At 66.6% G+C, this 22,004-nt stretch carries 10 protein-coding genes and 1 pseudogene (1 of these 11 cut by a window edge); 6 read left to right on the top strand and 5 right to left on the bottom strand.

The genetic code is table 11. The features are described from left to right. Positions 1-127 precede the first annotated feature (127 nt). Positions 128-1,666, bottom strand: a pseudogene (locus ACIRQF_RS30935) (AAA family ATPase); the annotation flags it as partial. A gap of 473 nt (positions 1,667-2,139) precedes the next feature. Here ACIRQF_RS30935 and ACIRQF_RS30930 point away from each other — a divergent pair. From ACIRQF_RS30930 to ACIRQF_RS30920, 3 genes are all read left to right on the top strand, one after another. Then, positions 2,140-2,520, top strand: coding sequence for a hypothetical protein (locus ACIRQF_RS30930; RefSeq protein ID WP_404097160.1), 381 nt, complete (start codon positions 2,140-2,142; stop codon positions 2,518-2,520). A gap of 472 nt (positions 2,521-2,992) precedes the next feature. Further along, on the top strand, positions 2,993-3,799 hold the full coding sequence (locus tag ACIRQF_RS30925; protein WP_404097157.1) for a hypothetical protein: 807 nt from the start codon (positions 2,993-2,995) through the stop codon (positions 3,797-3,799). An 814-nt stretch (positions 3,800-4,613) separates the two neighbouring features. Beyond that, positions 4,614-5,972 (top strand): helix-turn-helix domain-containing protein, encoded by a 1,359-nt coding sequence (locus ACIRQF_RS30920; RefSeq protein WP_404097154.1) that lies wholly within the window; start codon positions 4,614-4,616, stop codon positions 5,970-5,972. Between the two features lies 1 nt (position 5,973). Here ACIRQF_RS30920 and ACIRQF_RS30915 read toward each other — a convergent pair whose 3' ends face one another. Beyond that, a complete protein-coding gene (locus ACIRQF_RS30915) occupies positions 5,974-6,369 on the bottom strand; it encodes a hypothetical protein (protein ID WP_404097151.1) in 396 nt (131 codons plus the stop codon). Between the two features lie 302 nt (positions 6,370-6,671). Further along, positions 6,672-7,652, bottom strand: coding sequence for an AAA family ATPase (locus tag ACIRQF_RS30910; RefSeq protein WP_391223283.1), 981 nt, complete (start codon positions 7,650-7,652; stop codon positions 6,672-6,674). A 4,581-nt stretch (positions 7,653-12,233) separates the two neighbouring features. Between ACIRQF_RS30910 and ACIRQF_RS30905 the strand changes: the two genes are divergently transcribed. After that, positions 12,234-12,767: a hypothetical protein gene (locus ACIRQF_RS30905; RefSeq protein ID WP_404097147.1), complete on the top strand. Its 534-nt coding sequence runs from the start codon at positions 12,234-12,236 to the stop codon at positions 12,765-12,767. A gap of 501 nt (positions 12,768-13,268) precedes the next feature. On the opposite strand, the gene ACIRQF_RS30900 is transcribed toward ACIRQF_RS30905, so the two are convergent. Then, positions 13,269-13,688 (bottom strand): hypothetical protein, encoded by a 420-nt coding sequence (locus tag ACIRQF_RS30900; protein WP_404097144.1) that lies wholly within the window; start codon positions 13,686-13,688, stop codon positions 13,269-13,271. Positions 13,689-13,728: 40 nt separating this feature from the next. Further along, positions 13,729-14,472, bottom strand: a complete 744-nt coding sequence (locus ACIRQF_RS30895) for a hypothetical protein (protein ID WP_404097141.1) — start codon at positions 14,470-14,472, stop codon at positions 13,729-13,731. 1,066 nt (positions 14,473-15,538) lie between these two features. Here ACIRQF_RS30895 and ACIRQF_RS30890 point away from each other — a divergent pair. Both ACIRQF_RS30890 and ACIRQF_RS30885 read left to right on the top strand, forming a co-directional pair. After that, positions 15,539-16,021 (top strand): hypothetical protein, encoded by a 483-nt coding sequence (locus tag ACIRQF_RS30890; protein WP_404097138.1) that lies wholly within the window; start codon positions 15,539-15,541, stop codon positions 16,019-16,021. Further along, positions 16,022-22,004, top strand: the start of a protein-coding gene (locus ACIRQF_RS30885) for a UvrD-helicase domain-containing protein (protein ID WP_404097135.1). 22,556 nt of this gene lie beyond the right edge of the window; only the first 5,983 of its 28,539 coding nucleotides appear in the window; the start codon lies at positions 16,022-16,024; its stop codon lies beyond the right edge, outside the window.

Here is a 22,004-nt window from a genome sequence, read left to right as displayed (position 1 = left end):
CCGCCGCCGGTGCCCCGAGCATTCCCGCACTGCGGGAAACGGGATGAACTCCTCTCCCCGAAGGCGGACTTACCGCACCCCGCACCGTCGCGCCCCTCGCGCTCGCCCCGGCCCGTATTCGGCTCCGTCAGCGCGGTTGCTGAGGAAAGGGACTGTGCTGCGGGTAGCCGGGTGCCGTGTCGTAGCTGTGTGGTTCGGCCGGCTGGGGCGGGTAGGGGTAGGCCGCCGGAGCGGCGGGAGGGGTGGGCGCGCGGGTGGCGAAGCCTTCGGCGACGAGCGTGCACAGGTCCAGGTAGGCCTCGCGGGTCCGGGACCGCATCAGGTCCAGGTCCACCTCGGCGCCGGTGGCCAGGTGCTCGTCGAAGGGGACCGAGACGACGCCGCGGCACCGGGCGGAGAAGTGGGCCACGATGTCCTCCACCTTGATCATCCTGCCCTTCTCCCTTACGCCGGAGACCACTGTCAGTGCCCTGCTCACCAGGTCGGCGTAGCCGTGAGCGTTGAGCCAGTCCAGGGTGGTACTGGCACTGGATGCGCCGTCCACCGACGGGGTCGCGACGACGATCAACTGGTCGGCCAGGTCAAGGACTCCGCGCATCGCGCTGTAGAGCAGGCCGGTGCCGGAGTCGGTGAGGACGATCGGGTACTGGCGGCCCACGAGGTCGATGACGCGGCGGTAGTCGTCGTCGTTGAAGGTGGTGGAGATGGCGGGGTCGACGTCGTTGGCGAGGATCTCAAGGCCGGAGGGAGCCTGCGAGGTGAAGGCGCGGATGTCCATGTAGGTGTTCAGGGTGGGGATCGCCTGCACCAGGTCGCGGATGGTTACTCCGGTCTCGCGCCGCACCCGCCGTCCGAGCGTGCCGGCGTCCGGGTTGGCGTCGATGGCCAGGACCTTGTCCTGGCGTTCGCTGGCGAGCGTGGCGCCGAGCGCCGTGGTGACGGTGGTCTTGCCGACGCCGCCCTTGAGGCTGATCACGGCGATCCGGTAGCAGGCGTGGACCGGTGTGCGGATGAGCTCCAGCTTGCGCTGCGTCTCGGCGTCCTCCCGCGCTGCGCCGAGGCGGAAACGCGAGGGTCGGGTTCCAGGGCGGGTGCTGCGCGGCTTGGGCGGGGCTCCGCGTAGGAGACGCTCGGAGGACAGCTCCGTCGCGGCGCTGTGCCCCAGCGGGGCTCGAGCCGGGCCGGGAGGGGTCTGGCGCGCCGGCATGTACGCGGGGGGCGGGGCCGCCGGTGGCGCAGGGGCTGGCGCGGCGGGTGGCATGGCGGCCGGCGCGGTGTGCTGCGGCGGCCAGGCGGTGGCCGCGGGTGCGGGCCCGCCAGCAGTGAACGCGGGCGCGACGGGGGCGGGGTGGGTGACGGCGGGCGGGTATCCGTATGCGGCCTGCGTGGGCTGCGGCCCCTGCTGCGGATATGCGGCCGACGGAGGCGGCGCTGGCGAGTGCGGTGGAGGGGACTGGACCGGCTCCGGGTGCGCAGGGTGCTGGACGGGGACGGGCTGGACGGGCCAGGAGGTGGGCCCGGCGGTGACGGGGGCCTGGTGGGATTGAGGAGGGGCCGCGCTCGGCATCGCGGGCGTGGGGGGCGCAACGGGCTGGGGAGCGGTCTGGCCGTACCAGTCCGGGCCCGTGTAGGTGACGGCGAAGGGCCCGTGGTCGGGAGCAGCGTCGTCACCGTTGGTCGGGTGGCTCTGTGCGCTCGGGACCCAGCCCACGTCTCCCCCTGCCGGCTGGTGGTCCATGGAATCCTCCTGATCTGAGCAACCGCGGCGTGGGCGGTGCTGTTCGCGGCGTCGAGCCGGGGTCGGACGCGAGGCCAGGAGGTGAGCGGCACTGCGGATTTGGCACACTGGCCGGCCCCCTTGACCGCGGCTTGTGCGCTCACGCCCGCCTGCTGCGACGTCTCCCCTTCTGGGCGGTTGGTCCGGTGCGGTCAGGGCCAGCGTGCCCGAGGAGATGCGGGTGATCGGCGTGCCGGCTCGCTTCTTCCCGGCTGGAGGAACACCAGTTGCGATCGGATCCCGCCCGGTGCCACCGGACGGACGGGGAGGCTTTCCTGGCCGCCCGGCGCATGGGTAGGTGGGGGGCGGGAGATGCCGCCCGGGTTGCGGCGGCTGCCGAGATCCGGGTGGGGAGGCACGGGATGGACTGGGTGCGCAGGCGCCGCAGGCTGAACGTCGCCGCGGGCATCGCCCGGATCGAGTTGGTGTGTGCGCCGTCGGTGTGGTCGGCGATGGTGGCCCGATGCTCCCGCCGGCACGGCACTGTTCACTTTTCCGAGGACATGCAACAGCGGGCAGGCGCCGGACTTGTGTGCGTAGCGCTCTCCGGCGTCGAACTGTCTGAGCTGATGGATGTCGCGGCGCGACGGGCCCGTTGGTGGAGCCGGGAGGACCCTCCCGGCCGCGCGCTGTGCCGCAGCGTCTATCGGGCCGCCGTCGCCGTCGTCGACGAGCTGGGTACCGGCCACCGGGCAGGCGTGCCGATCCCGTCGATTACCCTCTCCGCGGGTGCCTCTCCCTGACCAACTCCCCCGCCGCACGCGCGCTTTCGCCTGATTCTCCCCAAATGCTTGTGAAGCTGCTGGAGCGGCGGACGCCATCGGCCGGTCTCGTCGCAGAGCGGACCGAAGCAGCAGAGGCCTACACCAGTGGCCTTCCCTTTTGAGGCGAATGCCGGATTCTATAGACGCGCACCTTCCCTTTGAGCGCACATTCGCACGCCTGTCGACGACTATCTATCGACATTTCAAGCCGACAGAAACGTGAAATTTTCCCCACATTGTCACTCACAGTGGCGACCTTGAAGGCACAGATACCCGCCTATTTCCGCCACATTCTCCTAGCTACTTCTCACACTCCGTCACAGGAAGAGGGTCTTCCGGAAGGGGGTGTTCCTGGTCAACCCCACGTGTACCCAGATAGAGATCTTGTGTACCGACCAACAGCACCAACTGCCCCGGCTGACGTGCTGATTTGGCGCAACGGGGAGGGATCGTGGAAACCGGCACACGTAGTTCGCATCAGCGCAGGGAGCGCGACCGCACGAACGCAGTACTCCATGCGCTGCTGCAGCTCGGCCCAGGCCCGCACAAGTCCCGCGACATCACCGCCCGCACGACCATGGGCGAGGAAGAAGTCCGGCGGCGTCTGCTCCAGCTCTTCAAGGCCAAGGTGTGCTGCCGCCCCCGCTACGGATACTGGGAACTCCGCCCCCTCACGGACGCCCCGACTGACCTACCAGGGCTCGTGCATCCGAACACCACTCCCCTGCTGGACGCCGCCCTCCTCCTCGAAGACCTTCACAGCCGCACCCAGCAGGCCGTGCTGCTGCACACCTACTCCCCTGTCACCGGCGAGCGCCTGTGCATTGCCGCGGCCGGGGCCCACGACGTGAGCCTCCGCCGCGAACTGGCCTTCACCCCCGGCGCCGTGGACCGACTCAGCCGGGCCCCCCTCGATGCCGACGCGCCGGGCCTGGTCATGCTCGCCAACCTCGCCGGCCACGACACCCCACTACGCGAGGACCTGCGCCGGATCCGGTCCACCCAGGTCGCGCTCACAGAGTCACCGCTGCCCGGCTGGATCCTGGTCTCCGTCCCGCTCCGCCGCCTGCCCGGCGCACCGGCCATTCCCGGTGCCGAGCCTCGCGTTGTCGCCGCCGTCAGCATCCTGGCCCCCGACAACGCACAGGGCGATCCCCTGGTCGCCTACGGACGGCTGATGCGCAACGCAGTGCACGCGGCCATCAAGACCAGCGTGGTCATCGCCCGGCCCCGCTTCGCAGCAGCCCAAGCCGCGTGACCCAGCCCCGGGCTGCCTGCCCACCAGCCATGCAGCGGCCCCTCCGACGCCCGCACAGCGGTCCTCGCTGTCGGGCGCAAACGCATGTTGGCCTCAGAACAGGCCACACCGAGCCAAGGAGGACGACATGTCAGTCAGGAACGGCAGAGAACTACACGGGGAGCATCCGATGACCTAGCTCCCCGCGGTCCCGGTGCTGTCTGCCAATACACACCGGGCCCGGCCCTGCGTTCGATGCGGTGTGCCACCACCCCATCAACCGCTGGCCCTTCGTCATCGCCCGACCTGCCAGTCGAGCGAGTCCCGGCTTCTCCTTGCCGAAGGAGCCGGGCGAAATCACTCCCACTCCGGAGCTCGCGCCCCTGCCAAGGGGCCTCGACGTTCCACAACACCGGGAACGGATCACGTTCATGATGCAGCACACTGCTGCCGCTTGTCACCCACCCCTGCCCCAATCATCCCGTTACGCCCGCCGCCCAGGCCACCGTTTCGGCCCGCCGCAGGGACGTACCCAGTGCGCAGCCGGAACGCCCCAGACGCATCTGCAGGCACTCCCCACTGCCCCCTCATGGACCCCTGGGCGGGTGCTGTGATCACGGCCAGTGCGATCACCGCCAACCGCGAGACCGGAGCACCGCCGGTTCTTCCCCCACCCCGCCACTCCCCCGTCCGGACTGCCGCTGTGCACGCGCCGCAGCCCGCCCGCGGGACCCACGGGCTACCGCAGCCAACTCCGGGCCTCAGCGGTCACCGAGCGGAGCGCCCGCTGCAGAGGACCGGGCTCCTCTCTGCCCTACCGCCCCTGTCCTCGCGTATGCACAAACTCCTCGTCCTCGGGGACCAGGACGCCGCGTACGCGAGAGGCAACCTCCAACGCGGCGGGAAGAACACGGCCGCATCCGACCACGCGTGGGCGATGACTCGCGCCGTGGCCGCCGACGCCGTCCGCGCGGGATGGCAGCGCTCTTCCTTCGTCCAGGTCATGCTCGACGGCCCGTACAAGGCCGGACAACACGCCCGCGCCCTCCAGCACCGCCGCGGCTACGACAAGGCCGCCGCTTGGCTCCAGCGGGCCTGGGACGGCGCAGCGCACTACGTCCGGTCCACCGATCCCATCAGCACCCGTCAGGACTTCCACGCCGCCCTGGCGGCCTTCCGCTCCCGCATCGAGTGCACCCCCTGGAAGGGCGTCGCCGGCAAGACCGACCTGCGCAACCTCATCGCCCGCATGGAGATCTGCGCCCGGGCAGGAAGCTGGGACCACACCGTTTCCGAACGCGACCTCGCCGAGCGGATGGGCTGCAGCCGCACCACCGCACACAACTCCAACCAGCGCCTACTCCAGGCCAAGCTGCTGCGTCAGCTCGACAACGGCTCACCGACCGAAGGTGCCCGCTGGATGATCATCTCCCGTCTGCCTTCCACGACGTCTCACCACTGGTCCACCCCTAAAGGGCCGGAGGCTGGGGGGGCCATGTGTGGCCCAGGCGTGAGACGGCCCGACACCGGCGCCGACATCGACTCCCGAGCAGCCGGACAGCTGATGCACCTTGACGCCTTCGCCCACCACGGCCTGGGAGGAAGTGGACTCGCCGTCTTGGCGGCCCTGGCTGAGCGAGACGGCCAGAGCCTGACCGAAATCCGGGCGAGCGCCTCCATCTCCCGCCCCACCGCCTACCGACAACTCGGAAAGCTCAAGTCCCTCGGGCTCGTCCGCCACGAGGGAGAGCTCTACCACCTCGCCCCCACCGCCCTGGAGGGCATCGGGACAGACACCGAGGACTGCGACACCCCCGTCACCGGATGGCCCGAGACCGCCAAGAGGCTGGGCACCGCCGGAACGGGAGAACGGCGACGCCGACACCACGAGGCCCAGCGTGTCCACTGGCACCACGAGCAAGTACGCCTCGCCGAGCGCCGCCGGGCCGCCCGTCAGGCTCCCCTCCCCCACCCAGCCGTAGCGCAGGCGCAGTACGTCGGCGCCGACGGCTGCGCCATCGACCCGACCACGGGTGAGGCCATCGTGGGGCTTTACGTCGCCTTGGATGGCTGCTGGGTGTGGGCGGAGGACGAGGTTCCCCAGCGGCAACTGGCAGGCATCCGCTCAAGGAGGGCTCATTTGGACGGGGAAGAGCATCCCTCTGCCCGGGATGTGCGTCGGAGCCAGCTGTAGGTCAGCCGCTACTGCCCGCGGGCCGTTCCTTGCGCCCTGGCAGATACCTGTTCAGGCACATGGCGACGAGCTTATTGCGATCGGGCAGCCCAGCCTCTTCAGTTGCTCGGTCGAGCTCAGCCACCGTCTCCTCGTCCATACGCATGTATAGGCTTTCGGAGCCCGTACCCACGTAGTCGCGATCTTTCAGCGGACGCCCCCCGCCGAAGCGCGATGCTTTGCGCTCGGGCACCGAGGCCTTGACCACTTCCTCCCAGCCCTCCTCAGCCCCCGCATTCAGTGCCTCAAGGATGAACTCAAGGTGTCCCTTGCGAGTGCGGGTGGTAGTCAGTGCCTGAGCTTGAGCCTTGTCCAGGCGCCGGCGTACTCCCTCCGATACTTGGAAGCTGACCGGCACGCCGGTGGCTTCGTCATTTGCTGGGCGAGGAGCCCTGGCCCGAGTAGTGCGCCGGGGGCGTCGCTGCGTCCTCGCCTTCGAGGCAGCGTTCGCACCCTGAACGTCGTCATCGTCAAGGGGCTGGCCCACGGGCCCGGCGGTGTCCTCGCCTTCCGCATCAGGCGCTTCGGGCTCGGAAGGGCGCGCGGTAGGAGGCCCCGCAGTCTTCCGGCGCCCGCTCAGCGCGGACAGCGACGGCTGGGGAAACAGGTCTCCCTCTCCCCCATCGTTCGTGGTGGTCGGCTCAGTCTCGGTCGCCATCGTCAGGACTCCTCAATCTGCTTCTTGATCTGAGCAGACCGTGCGATCACCTCGTCGGTGAGCATGCGATAGTCCTCATGGACCGACCGCACGGTCTCTGGAAGGCTGTTGTCGCCGCCTTCAGCTCGATCGAAGAGGGCCACCAGTGGCTCGCCCTCGACGTCGCGGGACTCCTGGGCCACCGCCTCGCTATGACCGATGTTGGTGCGGAATTTGAAGTAGCGGGCTCCAAGGATCTCCCGCAGTCGCTTCTCGGCCTTCTGGTGGATCTGAGTCGACTTTCGCCCCGTGGCGAACAGCACGACCCCGAGGAGGGTCAAGAGCGGATTGACCTTCCGCACCTTCCGGAACTGCTCACTCATCTCCTTCACGCCGTCGAGCGAGCCGTTGTCCGTCTTGGCGGGGGTGATGATCCAGCGACCCGCACCCATCGCGAGACGCTGAAGCGGCGGGTTCTCCGGAGGGGTATCGATGAAGATGTAGTCGTAGTTTCCAGCGATCGGCAGCAGGCACTGGAGCAAGCGGAGATCGGCGTTTGCGTCGTACTTGTCCCGGAGCCGGCGATACAACTGAGCCACATCGTCCTTCAGCCACTCGCCACCCCCAGGGACGAGGTCCAGACCGGGGCGGACGGTGACTGGCTTGAGCGGCGAGCCGCCGTGAAGAGCGTCGTAGAGCCCCTTGCCATGGTCGTTCTGCTCTTCAGTAGCACCAAACTCGTGCACAGTCAGATTGCCCTGCGCGTTCAAGTCAATGACCAGAACCTGTGCGTCCGGGTCACCAGGGATGCCCCGGTCAGGATCGCCGCGGCGCAGCTTCTTGAGGATCATCAAGGCCAGGTTCGCAACGGTTGAGGTTTTCCCGGCTCCGCCCTTGTCGTTCGCCACGACGTAGACGTGCCACAGATCCAGCCAGGGCACCTCGATTGGATCGTCCTTGTCGTACTCCCTCAGCACGACGCTCTCGGGCAAGGTCAGGCTCAACTCGTCATCCTCCGCTCAGGTCTGGAGCGGTCCCGCTCCACTCAACGAACCTGCTAGCCCAGGAGCATCCAGGGCATCGCTCCGGCACGCAAGACGCATTGAACCACGATGATCAAGTCTCCGTGGTAACAACACGCTAAGACCATCGACACAGCCTCGGGTGGTCAGCCGTGAAGTACAGCATCAGCAGCGCCCTTGCTTCGTCCAGGGGAGCAACCTCCTGACACCACAGGTGACTACGTTGTGTAACGGCAAGGTTGGCCGTTCGCTCCCCTGCTCGTAGGCATGGTTAGCGTCCAGAACATCTAGACGTTCGGCAAAAGTTTCTTTGCCTCTTAGGGCACCTGACCTGCACAAACCTCCATCATTACTTCCTTCGCAACTTCCTTCATCCCTTCCTTCGTTACGTCTGCTAGATCATGCTGATCCGATCAAGGTGAGAAGCAGGTTGAAGCCACCTCACCCACTGCGAGACACCCATGACGGTTACAGTGTGTAGCTACCAGCGCTCTCCACCAGGGCCAGATCTCCGGTGACACTTACGTTTTCACAGACTTTACGTCCGTCTTGTAGATGTCGATCGGCATGTTCGCATAATTATCAGTTCAACACCTCGCTTTCCCGCCTGGAGCGAGAAACGGTTGCTCCTGAGCTTGACCATGCACTTACCCGTCGTTCTCATCCTGTGGTTTAGCATGCGCTCCTACTACCAGCATAAGTGGAGTTGCAGCCAACTTAATGAGGTTGATCGTCACTCGTTGCGAGCGATCCATTGTCATGCATGGGAACACGCGGAGTTGAACGTACTCTCAGACGGGGGGTAACCACTACGTGGAACACAATATTTACCCGCAAGACCAAACATGGGACAGAAACAAGATCTCCACTCATGCCGAGAAATACGGCAAACCTTCGCTTTCACCACCCTTGCCAAAGCGAGTCACAACCTAGCGCTCACACTAGTGATGACACAGAGCTCAAGCAGCATGCTGCTAAGGTTTCTTCTCCTATGGTTTAGCGTGCGCTTGAATTTATAGTGTCAACGCACTTGCAGCCAACTTAATGACGTTGGTCTTCACCCGTTGCGAGCAATCAGTGGACATGCATGGAGACACGTGGAGTTGAACGTGCTCTCAGACGGGGGGTGGCCACTACGTGGAACACATTATTTAGCCGCAAGATCAAACATGGGACAGAAACAAGATCTCCACTCATGCCGAGAAATACGGCAAGCCTTCGCTTTCACCACCCTTGCCAAAGCGAGTCACAACCTAGCGCTCACACTAGTGATGACACAGAGCACAAGCGCAAGGTGAATCAAAGAGATAGCCTCAGATTGAGCACGCAATGAACCATTGTGTATCCTCCAATTTCCAACCTGTTTGGCTGAAAGACTGGTGCACATGCCGGTGCAAGGTTGAATCGCACATGTTTTAGATCAAGGGTCCCACTGTGTGTTATCCCAGCAATACAACTTCCTGATCTCCCTGCGCTTGCCTAGCTGACTTTCACGGATGGATCCAATATGTTCCCTCCTGCGCTTTCCCTTCAGGTAAGAAGCAGACATCGGAGTCGATTGGACTCCTGTCGACTGTGCAAAATGCACCTTTTCTGAGCATTCGCGGCACGCCGAAAACATGCCCTGACCTGCGGAAATGCGCACAGGCGGCCGAACTCCGTCGCGCCGGGGTGAATCCCTTTGGTGGGACGCGAGAGGGCCTCAGGCGGGCGCACAGGGCCGCCATGGCATTCATCGAGGACCTCAGGGAGCGGTGAGACCACCATGAGCCGCCTCTAAGCCATGGCTCGGCAGGATCTGCCCGAACATCTTCCGAGATTCTCACTGGATGCCTGAGCCTCGACTGGAACATGTGCGTGGCACGTCGATGCGCGAGGCGTCGACTCCGATGACCGCAGCCTGCGCATCCCCGTGCCCCCCCTCGGACTGAGGGGGGGAATCCTCACAGCACGCGCGCCACCGTAGCCTGCGATGCCATCAAAGTTGCGAAGCCGTGGGGTTTCTGCGATCTCATATGCACCCGAGGCCCCACCCGGGGAGTAGGACTGCGCTCAAAGTGGCTAGCGGAGCGGTCATCCTCTTGCCGGCCGGGGGGGGGGCACTATGGTTGAGGGCCCGCATCCGCAGGGTCCCGGAAAGGGAAGTGCGACTCCACGAGTCGGCCTACCTCGATTCCGCTCCAACTCTCTCGGTCGAACCGTCGAAGGTCCGCTTCAGACCAAGGCAGACGCCCGATGCTCATTCGCTTGGTACACCGCCGCCACCGCGCGACTAGGTATCTGCGCAGCCTCGCCGGCCCTTCACCTCCGCCTCCAGCACCGGCAGCACCGCTGTGACAGCAGAAATCCGAGCTCGGCAAGGAGAAGACGGTCTCGCGAAGATCCTGCGAACACAGCCGCAGCGGGGGAGCAGCTTCCAGATCACAGCACCCGGACCGGCCGGGGGGCACTATGGTTGAGGGCCCGCATCCGCAGGGTCCCGGAAAGGGAAGTGCGACTCCACGAGTCGGCCTACCTCGATTCCGCTCCAACTCTCTCGGTCGAACCGTCGAAGGTCCGCTTCAGACCAAGGCAGACGCCCGATGCTCATTCGCTTGGTACACCGCCGCCACCGCGCGACTAGGTATCTGCGCAGCCTCGCCGGCCCTTCGCCTCCGCCTCCAGCACCGGCAGCACCGCTGTGACAGCAGAAATCCGAGCTCGGCAAGGAGAAGACGGTCTCGCGAAGATCCTGCGAACACAGCCGCAGCGGGGGAGCAGCTTCCAGATCACAGCACCCGGACCGGCCGACCAGCCGCGATGCCAACGGTCAGTGCGCTTTCCTTCTGTGCTCTGTGAACGAGGGTGCCTCATCCGAGCTCACCTCGGTGGGGCCGAGCGAGGAGGATCAGCGGCGCGAATGAACTGGGCCTACGCGCTCCCCTCGTCACCGACAGATTTCGCCGCACAACCCGAGCGAGGTGGGGCATTGGCCACCTGTGTAGCGGAGGGGGGCCAGCAATGGCACCACGGACCACACGGGAAGATTCGGCCGCGTCAACGTACTGGCTTCAGACACTCGTCGGCCATGGGTGACCTCGCTGAGGGCACACGATCGACAGGACAGCGGCGCTGAGCCGCAGCGAGCGCTCCCAATCGCCGAGAGCTTAGGTGAGTGCCACAAGCCTCTGGATGATGACGCGCACTGCCGCCTACCTGATGGGCCGGTCCTGGTCGCCGTTCGGCGAAAGCGCGGCAAGAGCTATGGGCGGCCGCGGTCCCTACTCGCTCTGGGCGAGCCCAGCTTCGGACAGCTAGATCTTCCGGTCAAGGTTCTGTTGTTCGAAACCCGAGGTCCCAGCACCGGCTTCAGCGGAGGGCTCACATCAGAGTTCGATTGACCGCTTTGTGCCTGTTTATGCATAGCGTCGCACGGCCCCTGACCTGCGCTTTCTCCGCCAGCTGGCCGATCTCGGTGTTGCCGGACTGATTGCCCATCCTCGGAGTGAAAGGCGCTCAGAAGGCGATCTACGGCTTTCAGGGGCCTCTCTAGGAGCACTATCAACGGCGGCTGAGCATCAAAGGGGCGGTGAAGAGGGAGGAACGGCTGTCGTCGGGTGCCCTCGGCTTGGCCAGCGCTGCCGCAAGCTACGAGTCTGCGGGGGCAGTGCCTCAGTTGGACTGGGCGCGGCTTCCGGCAGTACACGGCGGATCACCTACCTGTCGCAGCGCCGGCGCCCGGGAACGGCACAGTCCGTCGACTCCTCTCGGTGTACTGGCTCATCTGCGGAGCCCTGCAGCCTGCACTGCAGAGGCCGGGCGTCACTCGTCCGGGGCCGTCTGATAGCCAGCAGATCATTGGACCGGTGCGAGTTGTCCAGGGTGGCCGAATGCCAGCCTGCAGCGCCGCCGCAGGCGCCCTTGACCACTCGGAAGGGTCCTCACACTTCCCAAGCGGACGGCCCCGGCACCCGCGCCGACCGGTGAGCCAGCACCGCTGAGCGCCGTGCACGACCTTCTGGTCACCCGTTGCAGCATCTACCCCGAGCGCTACTCGGCGAATGAGGGGGGTGGCACGTATCGGCCTAGGGTCGATGCCCGCCACCCCCTCATTTTGCGTTGCTGGGGAGGATGGGGATGACGCCGAAGGCACCGGTGCCGAGGCTGTTTGGCGTACGCCTTCCGCAAGCGGCTCGGCTCACCCGTCAGCTTCAGCGAGAGCGGCATGGGAGAGAGCGAGGCAATTGACGCCTCAGTGGGGGTTGGACTCTCCGCGAGAACCAGTGGGGGAGTGGGACCTGCAAGCCCAACTCGGGTCGTCGGTTGCTCGACCAGCGGTGTGCGCGCAGAGCTGCACAGAACGCCGTGCACTTGGTCAGGTACCGGTGCAGGCCGGCCACGCTCCTCACGCTCCCCGCTGATGCGCGGAGGGAGCGGCGTGCAAGCACGCGGCTGTCGTCATCGTCAGCTGTGTCCATCGTGGCGATGATCAGCGCGGGTTCGCCACGCGAGGCTGCCCCGGACAGGAACCTGTCGTACTCCTCGGCACCGTGACCGGAGAAGTGGCTCGGATTGAGGGCCACGGTGCACGCGCTGATGTTCATGGCGAGCCAGCGCGACTCAGCCCCATGCCGGCATGAGGCCGAACCGGTACGGTCCGGTCTGCTGTATGGCAGCGGCACCGAGCTGGTCGCCGCGGTGGCCGTCGTGCTGCGCGCCGCTGGGTTCACCGTCACCGACCTGGACGAGGAACTGGGCACCCAGTCCGCGGACCCACTCGCCGTGCTGAACGGCTCCACCTGCCTGGTAGAGGTGAAGGCCGCCGCCGGGGCAGCAGGGGAGAAAATGGTCTCGCAACTCCGCGGCCACCTGGAGACCTGGTCCGAGCTGCGCCCGAACCAGCTGGTCACCGGCGCCGCCTTGATCGTCAACCATCAGCATCGTCTCGACCCCGCCGAGCGCACTGCCGAGGTGTACCAGCGCAACGGTCCGCGTCGACACCCTCCCTTTTCCCGTACTCGCCTCCGGCGACCTGTTCCGCTGGTGGTGCGCGCAGGACTGGCTCGCAGTGCAGGCCGCGGTACTCGGCCAGGCGCATCCAGGAGGAGAACAAGGTGAACGGACGGCGGGCGGTAGCAGGAACCCGGCGGTCGGCCTCAGCCGGTGCCGTCTCACCAGCGCGCGCACAAGGCTCCGCGGCTCAAGAGGGGCTGGCGGCTGGCGATCGCTGCAACCGCCCAGGCCACGAAGGATCCAAAGCTCCACGAGCTCGGAAAACCTCCGCCAGACAGTGGCCAACATCTCATTGCTCACCACGGTCCGCTGAGGCAAAACCTTGAGGCCGACATCCCCGGCCGTGGACGGCACACCGCGCATGGACGGACCCATCCATGCTCTGATCTGGGTGTATGGGGCGGTGCTCCATACAGGCCGCGATCACTGTGGTCTTCTGGATCCGGAGGAGTGTGCTCCAAGGAGCGGAGCCTCGTCGCCCTTGTGGCCGATCCTGTACCTGCGGGCCCCTCGTTCGCCGGTATAGTGGACTTACAACTTGTTGTTCAGGCATGGAAGCCCCGCCGTCGTTGACGGCGGGGCTTCCGCATTCCCTGCACGGGTCGCTCAGGCGATCCGCAAGTCTGGCTGTGCGCCCTCGGCTGGCGGCACAGCTTGGTACTCCGGGAGGAGAAGACCTGGCAGCCGACCTTCTTTCATGTCTGCAAGTGCTTTTGTGAAGGCAGCCGTCATCTCGTCCATGCTGCTGTATTTGGCAGCCAGAGGGTGGAGCCGGTACCGGTTGCCGCCCCGCTCTCCACCCCCTGAGCGCAACACAAGGTTCCGTTCAAACAGCGGTTCCATCAGCGTGCTGAGCGTCGATGGCGCCACTTTGTACTCACGCGCCATCTCTCGCTGGCTGGGAAGTACGCCGCCGGAACCGCTGCGGAAGACCAGGTACTGGAAGAACTTGACCGAGGCCGCGCCACCGGGTAGCGCCCAGATCCGGTCAGCCACGAGTGGGGACATCACTTCAAGCCCGGCCATCAGGGCTTTCCTCTCTGCTCAGGACGCTCCATGCTTCAGTTCACCCAGTGCGCCGCTTACGGGCAGGCTCCATCGACTCTCCATCCAGGTTAAGGTCCAGAGCCTCCTGATGGTGCACGATCTCGGGACCGATCCGGTCTGGGAAGCTGACCGCGGGGTTCTCGTCCTTGTGTACTTCTGCGATCTCCGCCAGGACATTGTGCTGGGCAACGCTGCTTCCGCGGAACCAGAGCTTCACGTTCAGCCGGATGCGCCCGTTTCCAACAGGCTCGATCCAGTTGTACTCACAGAGCGCGCGCACGGCACGATTGACTGTCGGACGAGTGATGAACCTCGCGTTGTCCTTCTTGGCAGCCAATTCGTTGAGACCGTCTGTGATCTCTTGCTGTGTGTACTCGGCGATCCCGGTGCCGGCGGTCTGGCCACCGGCTACGAATAGGAAGACGCACAGCTCGCTCTTCGTGATGCTGTTCGCGACCGCAAGCTGAGCCAGCAACTGAGTGAACCAGTTGCTGGCCAGGCTGTATCCAGCCCCACCAGCAAAGTCGTGGACGTCTCGAGGATCGTCGCCGTACTCAAAGTGCACGCCCTTCAGCTTGGGGCCCCGGCGAGGTCCCTGCTGGGGGGCCGCTGCACGCTGCGGTGCTGTGGCCTTCTCCATCTCGCCGCCGAGCTGGTCGGCCAGAAGCTGGATCAGGCTGTCTTGGACCAGGGCCTTGTCCGGACGTGAGGCGGATACCGCTCGGGGCCGACGCGACTCGCGCGACGGCAGGTCAGATGTCACAGGACCTCCTTGTTGTTCAGGCGGTCCGAGACTATCCCAAAAGTTCGACTGAGCCTCACTTTCATAGCGTCGCCACGCTGACAAGTACGACAGCGTCCGCAAAGTTCGGGTAGGCCGAACTTTGAGTGTCCCTACGAGTCAGAAGTTCGGCTCAGTCGCACATTGAGTGCGGAGAGCTTGGCACATTCGATCTCGGGTCGAACCCGAACGGCCGCGCGATGCGCGCTCACGAAGCAGTGCCCTGACCAGGGCGTTTCCGAAGCTAAGCGATGCGCCACCAAAGTTCGACCCACCCGAACTTTTCGCTTCAAACGTGTCCGCGCGCTTAACATCTTGGTCTCCCAAATGTGCCCGCCAGACCATGATCATCTTCTAAAGTGCCTGGTCAGAGCGTCGCACAGTGCTGTCGCCTCTTAAAAAAGAAGCACCCCATCAGTCACGCTGCCACGGGCTGTCACATGCACAACTCCCATGCCAGAACCCTCCCCACCGCCTCAGCCGTCTGAGGTGCACCGCCATACGCGCATCAACCATCCTCAAACCCCAGAACTCACCCAAGCCACAGAAAGTCAACCCCCACCAGCTGCACTTCCTCAACAAGGAGCGGAGGTACCTCAACCACCCATCCTCATCAACCACGCTCACCCTCTTTGATCGTCACGGTCGTCATCACCCGGGACGCAGCTCCGTTCCTGCCGACCACTGCCCTGGCGTAACCAGGAAGCCGCACGCGAAGCCAGCTCAGCCACCGATCACCCCCTAATGTCCGGGCAAGACGCATGTCTGAACCCGGCCGACTCTCGCAAACAGCCCGCTTCCGGGCGCGGCGCCATCTCACTGCAGACCTGCCCCAGCACCTGCCGCATCCGTGCCGCTCCTGGCGAGGGTCCGCGCTGCGGACCGCAATCCAAGATCCCTCCTCCATCGCTCCCGTCCTGCGGAATAAAGCAGCTCAGGCCCGTTTTCACGGCCTTCCCGCACAAAGCATCGGTGCTGGTGGCGCAGGAGGAGCCTCTCTAAGTGCTTGATCGTTCTGCGCTGCCCACCAGACGTGGGGAGTGTGGACGTGAATCAGTACGGGCGGCGAGCGCAGCGGCACTGGCAGGAGTTCCGGCCCGGCCGCATCGCGGAGATCGATGATCCGAAGGCCTTCTTCACCGAGCTGGGCAGTGATGTCCAGGACGAGGTGCGGGTTCGCTGGACCGCTGCGCGTCTGGCCGCGCCTGCTGTGGCGGGGGAGTCCTACCTCGAGCGTGCCGGCCGTCTGCAGCAGTTGCGTCATGAGGCCGAGTCCGAAGTTCTGCGCGAGCTGGTGCTGCTTCCTGCCGAGGACGACGTCGACCTGGCGGACGACCCGCACCTCTCCGACTCGGAGTTCACCGAGGAGCAGTGGCGCGAGCAGCATCTGCACGACCTGCTGGCTGGCCACAGCCGGCCCGCGGAATTCACTGCCGCGGAGCGTGAACGGCTCAGGGCGGGTGCCCCGGCCCGGCTGCTGGAGCTCACGGGCCTGTCGGACGACCTCCTTGGCCGTCAGGGGCTGCTGTAAATGTCGGCCCAGGAAGGGGCGTTCCGCCCCGAGGACCAGAACGATCTCGCTCCGGCCGCGCCGATGGCTCGCTTGGAGGCGAACCTCGCTGCGCTGCGTCTACTGAGGCTGATCCAGTCGGAGGGCCGTGAAGCGACCGGCGAGGAGCGGCGGGTGTTGGCCCGGTGGTCTTCGTGGGGTGCGCTGCCGAACCTGTTCGATCCGTCTCGGGAGCGGACCAAGAAGAACCGCGAGAAGTACGAGGCCGCGCAGGCGGAACTGCTGGAGCTGCTGAGCGAGACGGAGTACGCGGCCGCGCGGCGCACCACCCTGAACGCGCACTACACGGACGCGGCGTACGTGCGGATCATCTGGCGGGCGTTGCAGGCGCTCGGCTTCAAGGGCGGACGCGTGCTGGAGCCGGGCTCCGGGGTGGGCACGTTCATCGGGATGGCCCCCGAGGGGGCCGAGATGACCGGTGTCGAGCTCGACCCGGTGACCGCGGCAATCAGCCAGCTGCTGTATCCGCAGGCCCGGATCCTGAACGAGGGCTTTGAGAAGTCGCGGGTGAAGACCGGCGAGTACGACGCCGCGATCGGCAACGTGCCGTTCCACTCCGCCCGCTTGAACGACCCCCGCCACAATCCTGGCAACTTCCCCATGCACGACCACTTCATCATCAAGGCCCTGGAAGGGGTCCGGGTCGGGGGAGTGGCCGCGTTCATCACCTCCACCGGCACGCTCGACAAGTCCTCCAAGGCCGCCCGCGCGGAGATGGGCGAGCTCGCCGACCTGGTGTGCGCGATCAGGTTGCCCAACGGCGCGCACGCCGCGGCCGCCGGCACCGATGTGGCGACCGACCTGCTGGTGTTCCGCCGCAAGGCGCCCTCGCACAAGAAGCAGGGCGCGGTCTTTACGAAGACGGAGGAAGTCAAGACCGCTGACGACAAGCGGATGGACGTCAACGAGTACTTCCAAAAGCATCCGCGCAACGTGCTGGGCACCCTGGTGCCCGGGCGGGCCCGGGGCGGCAAGCACCGCCCGGAAGTTCTCGCCCGCGGCGGCGACACCGCCGCCCGCCTGGAGAAGGAACTGCAGCGGGAGATCGAGGCCGCAGTCGAGGCCGGCCTGGCCATGACCGAGAACCCGGCCCGGCGCGAGGAGGAGGTCCAGGGCCCCGACGCCCGGGAACTGTTCCAGGAGAACGCCGAACGGTTCGACGGGCGGATCATCGAGCTCGCCGACGGCAGCTTCTGGGCGGCGCGGCTGGAGGACAGCGAACCGCACCCCTGCCCCAAGACCCAGCGCGACGAGCTCAAGGCGCTACTGCTGATACGCGACGCGGTCACGGAACTGCTGGACGCTGAGACCGACCCGCATGCCGACGACGCCTGGCTGACCTTTCTGCGCTCGACCCTCAACGCGCACTACGACGCATATGTCCAGGAGCACGGGCCGGTCAGCCGATTCACCCGGCAGGAACGCACCCGCAAGCTCACCTGGGACGACGTGCCCGAGGAGCTGTCCGAGCAGCTGATGGACGCGGCCCTGGAGGTGACGGGCCGGCTCGGCTCCAAGCAGCAGGCCGCGATCGACAACCTCGGCGACGGCGTGATGACCGAAGCCGACCTGCAGGTCCTGCTCGGCTGGGACGCCACCAAGGCCCCGGCCGCGCTGCGCGAGCCGCTGGCGGACCTGCAGGCCGTACGCGATGAGCTGCGCGACGCCGGAAAGCTCAAGGTCTGGGCGCGGGTCCCGCCGCCGCAGGGCGGTTTCGCCGACGACCCGCACGCCCCGCTCGTCTACGCGCTCGAGGACTACGACGAGGAAACCGGCACCGCCCGCAAGTCCGAGATCTTCACCCAGCGCGTCGCTGCCCCCCGCACACTGCCCGAGCGGGCGGAGACTCCCGAAGAGGCCGCCGCGATCAGCCTCGACCTGCACGGCCAGATACGCCTCGACGTCGTCGCCCGGCTGCTCGAACTCGACGGTGAGCAGGCCGCGCGGGACGCGCTGTTCGGTGTGGTGTTCGAGGAACCCCACACCGGGCGCCTGGTGCCGGCCGCCGAGTACCTGTCGGGCAACGTCCGCCTCAAGCTCTCCCAGGCCCAGGACGCCGCCGCCGTCGATCAGCGCTTCGTCGCGAACGTCGCGGCGCTCACCGAGGTACAGCCCAAGGACGTGCCACCGGGGGAGATCCGCGTCAAGCTCGGCGCCCCCTGGGTGGACGCCTCCTACGTGCAGGAGTTCCTGCGCGGCCTCCTGCGCGATGAGTCGATCAAGGTGGAGCGGGCCGCCGGCTCCACCTGGACGGTCGACTGCCGCACCGAGCAGAACGTCATGACGACTGCGGTGTGGGGCACCGAGGCGATGAACGCCGTCGAGATCGTGCGTGCCCTGCTCAACCAGCGGCCCATCCGAATATCACCCTCCTTCCCCGAAGAGGCCACCGCCGCGGAGAAGGCCCAGATCCGGGCCGATGCGATGACCGCGACGACCATCGCCAACAAGTACGCGGAACGCATCAACGAGGAGTTCCGCACCTGGCTGTGGAAGGACGAGGAGCGCGCCGAGCACCTCGCCACCCTCTACAACACCCGCTTCAACAGCTTCGTCCTGCGCAACTACGACGACGCGCCCAAGCTGTCGTTCCCGGGCCTGTCGACCGAGTTCACCCCGCGCCCGCACCAGCAGGCCGCGGTCTCGCGGATCCTGAACGAGCCGTCCGCGCTGCTCGCCCACGAGGTCGGCGCCGGCAAGACGCTCGAGATGTCCATGGGCGCCATGGAGCTGCGCCGCCTCGGCCTCGCCCGCAAGCCCGCGATCGTCGTGCCCAACCACATGGCCGAGCAGTGGACGCGGGAGTTCCTGCAGGCCTACCCCGGTGCGAAGGTGCTGACCGCCTCCACCAAGGACCTGTCCACCCGCCGCAAGCGCAAGCGGTTCGCGGCCAAGGCCGCCACCGGCGACTGGGACGCGATCATCATGACGTACGGCGTCATGAAGGCGATCCCGCTCTCCGCGGCCGAGCACGAGAACTACATCGCCAAGCAGCTGTTCGAATTCGACCGCGACCTCTCCCGGCGCCGCGCCCGCCTCATCGCCGAGGGCAAGAACCCCGACGACGACGACACCGTCAAGCAGGTCGAGGGCAAGAAGCTGGTCCGCGAACAGGCCCTGCGCGCCCGGATGCGCTCCATCCGCGAGGGCGGCCTGAGCTGGGAGCAGCTCGGCATCGACTACCTGTTCGTCGACGAGATCCACAACTTCAAGAATCTGTACAACCCGTCCAATAACGCCGGGTTGTCGATTGCCGGGTCGATCCGCGCGACCGACCTGCACATGAAGCTCGAGTACATGCGGGCCAAGTACGGCGCCCGCGTGATCACCGGAGCGTCCGCCACGCCGGTGGTCAACTCCATCGCCGAGGCGTACGTGTGGATGAAGCTGCTGCGCCCCGACATCCTCGAAGCCGAGGGCCTGGAGAACTTCGACGACTGGGTCGCCAACCACGCGGAGATCGACACCAAGATCGAGATCGCCCCCGAGGGCGGCCTGCAGACCAAGTCCCGCTTCGCCCGGTTCACCAACATGCCCGAGCTGCTGACGGCCTGGTGGGTGCCCACCGACGTCAAGACCGCCGAAGACCTCGGGCTCCCGGTCCCCGCCGTGTACAAGGGCGGGCCGCAGATGATCAAGTGCCCGCCCACCAGCGTGAACGCCGAGATCGCCGAGATCGCCAAGGCCCGCGCCCGCGACATCCGCTCACGCGCGGTGGACCCCAGCGAAGACAACATGCTCAAGCTGGCGTCCTGGATGCGGCAGGCCGCCCTCGACCCGCGGCTGATCGGCTACGCCCTCGAAGAGGGCGAGCAGACGAAGATCTCGATCGCCGCAGACAAGATCGCCGAGCTGTACTTCAAGCACAAGGACGACGTCTACCAGGGACCCAAGGACGAGGCGCCCGACGAACTGCCCGGCAGCCTCCAGCTCGTCTTCGCCGACCTGGGCACCCCCTCCAAGGACGCCCTCAAGCAGGGCAAGTGGACCGTCTACGACGGGCTGTTCATGGAGCTCGCCGCCCGCGGCGTGCCCACCGACGGCATCCGCTTCATGCAGGAAGCCCAGTCCGACCGGGAAAAGGCCGCCCTCTTCCGCGACGCCCGCAACGGCAAGATCAGCGTGCTCATCGGCTCCACCGAGACCATGGGCACCGGCACCAACGTGCAGCGGCGCGCGATCGCCGTGCACCACCTGGACTGCCCCTGGCGACCCGTCGACCTGCACCAGCGCACCGGCCGAGTCGTACGGCAGAAAAACCTCAACTACGACCTCCAGCGCGAGGTCCACGTCTACAACTACGTCACCGAGAACTCCTTCGACGCCTACGTGTGGCAGCTCGTCCTGGGCAAGGCCAAGTTCATCCAGCAGCTGATGAGCGGCAAGCTCACCGACCGCACCATCGAAGACATCGCGATGGACCTCAACGAGTACATGGTCGAGGCCGTCGCCATGGGAGCCGGTGACCCGCGTCTGCAGGAAGTCGGAACCCTGCAGAACGAGATCCTCGGCATGGAGGCCGAGAAGCACGCCCACAACGCCGCCCAGTACGGCCTGCGGGACACCATCGACTCGGAGATGCTGCGCGCCGAGCAACTGGATGCCAGCATCGCCTGGCTGACCACCATCCTCGGGGACGCCAACACCCCTGGCACGCGCCGCTCCACCCGCGACACCGATTTCTCCATGACCGTTGTCGGGCGCACCGGCACCAAGCGCACATACACCAAGCGCAAGGACGCAGCGCGCGCCCTGCAATTCCGGCTCATCGACGCCATCGAGGAACTGCGCGGCCAGCGCAACCACCCGCCACTGGAGATCGCCGAACTCGGCGGCGTGCCCATCTTCGCCCGCCTGGACTTCCTCGACCTCCACCTCGACTTCGGCGCGGGCAAGCCCGTGCCCGTCGACCGCAAGAAGCTCACCGAGGAGCCGGCGTCCGTCTCCGGCACCATCCAGTCCCTCGAACACCGCCTCGCCCACCTCGAAGACGACCTCGCCCTCGCCCAGGAGCAGCACGCCCACGCCCTGGCCGAGGTCGCCAACGCCCAGCAATACCTCGGCACCGTCTACCACGACGACGACAACCTCATCGAGGCCAAGGCGAAGCTCGCCTCCCTGATGGCCGAGCTGGAAAGCGAAACAACGGCCCAGAGCAGCGGCCCCGCCGGCGCCGTGCCCAGCTACGCGGGCGGCGCCGAGGACGGGGCGGCCATGGCCCGCTCCGGCGGGGGAGGAGGGGGCGGGCGCTCCCGCAGCCGCTCCGGCCGCAGCGGCGGAGGCAGCGGTGGAGGCAGTGGCGCGTCCGCCGACGGCCCCATGGGAGGTGACGAGGAGCAGGAGGACTTCCCCCACTACACCGACCGGCTCGCCACCCTGATCGCCGAGCGGCTGATGGCCGAAGCCCTGCGCGCGGTCATCGAAAGCCACCCCGACGCCGCCAAAAGCCCCGGCGCCCGCAAACTCACCAAGGCCGTCACCCAACTGCACGAGGAAAGCCGCAGCCTGCGCGAAAGGCGCCTGGCGGGCGAGGTACTGGCGCCGGCCGCCGCGATCGTGCCGCCCGACCTGTGGCGCACCGCCATCAACGAGGCAACCCAGGCGCTCGGCCGTTCCAACCCCATGGCCACCGACCTCAAGCGGCTCGCCCGCCTGGCCGCCCTGCACGAACAGCGCTGGACCGCCACCCTCACCACGCCCCTGGCACTGGCCCAGTGGGAGGACTCCGACGAACCCCGCCCCGACCAGTCCGGCGCCGAGGACGGCCGCGAATACGTCCGCCTCGACGACCTCGGCGTGTCCGCCACGTACACCGTGGGCACCGAATCCCTCAACGCCCACGCCCTGCTGCGCCGCCTCATGCACGACAGCCCCGCCCTGCACACCGTCAGCAGCGAAGGCCGCCACCTCACCGGCCGCTACCGCGACGGGGACCGCCTCGAAG

It is taken from the genome of Streptomyces sp. NPDC101191, from assembly GCF_044767915.1.
Lineage (GTDB): Bacteria > Actinomycetota > Actinomycetes > Streptomycetales > Streptomycetaceae > Streptomyces.
The sequence above is the reverse complement of the archived record's forward strand: the minus strand, read 5'-3'. Positions and strand labels throughout refer to the sequence as shown.

Coding starts and splice junctions, on each gene's coding strand:
- ACIRQF_RS30930 (WP_404097160.1), top strand. CDS start 2,140: ATGGACTGGGTGCGCAGGCGCCGCAGGCTGAACGTCGCCGCGGGCATC.
- ACIRQF_RS30920 (WP_404097154.1), top strand. CDS start 4,614: ATGCACAAACTCCTCGTCCTCGGGGACCAGGACGCCGCGTACGCGAGA.
- ACIRQF_RS30900 (WP_404097144.1), bottom strand. CDS start 13,688: ATGGCCGGGCTTGAAGTGATGTCCCCACTCGTGGCTGACCGGATCTGG.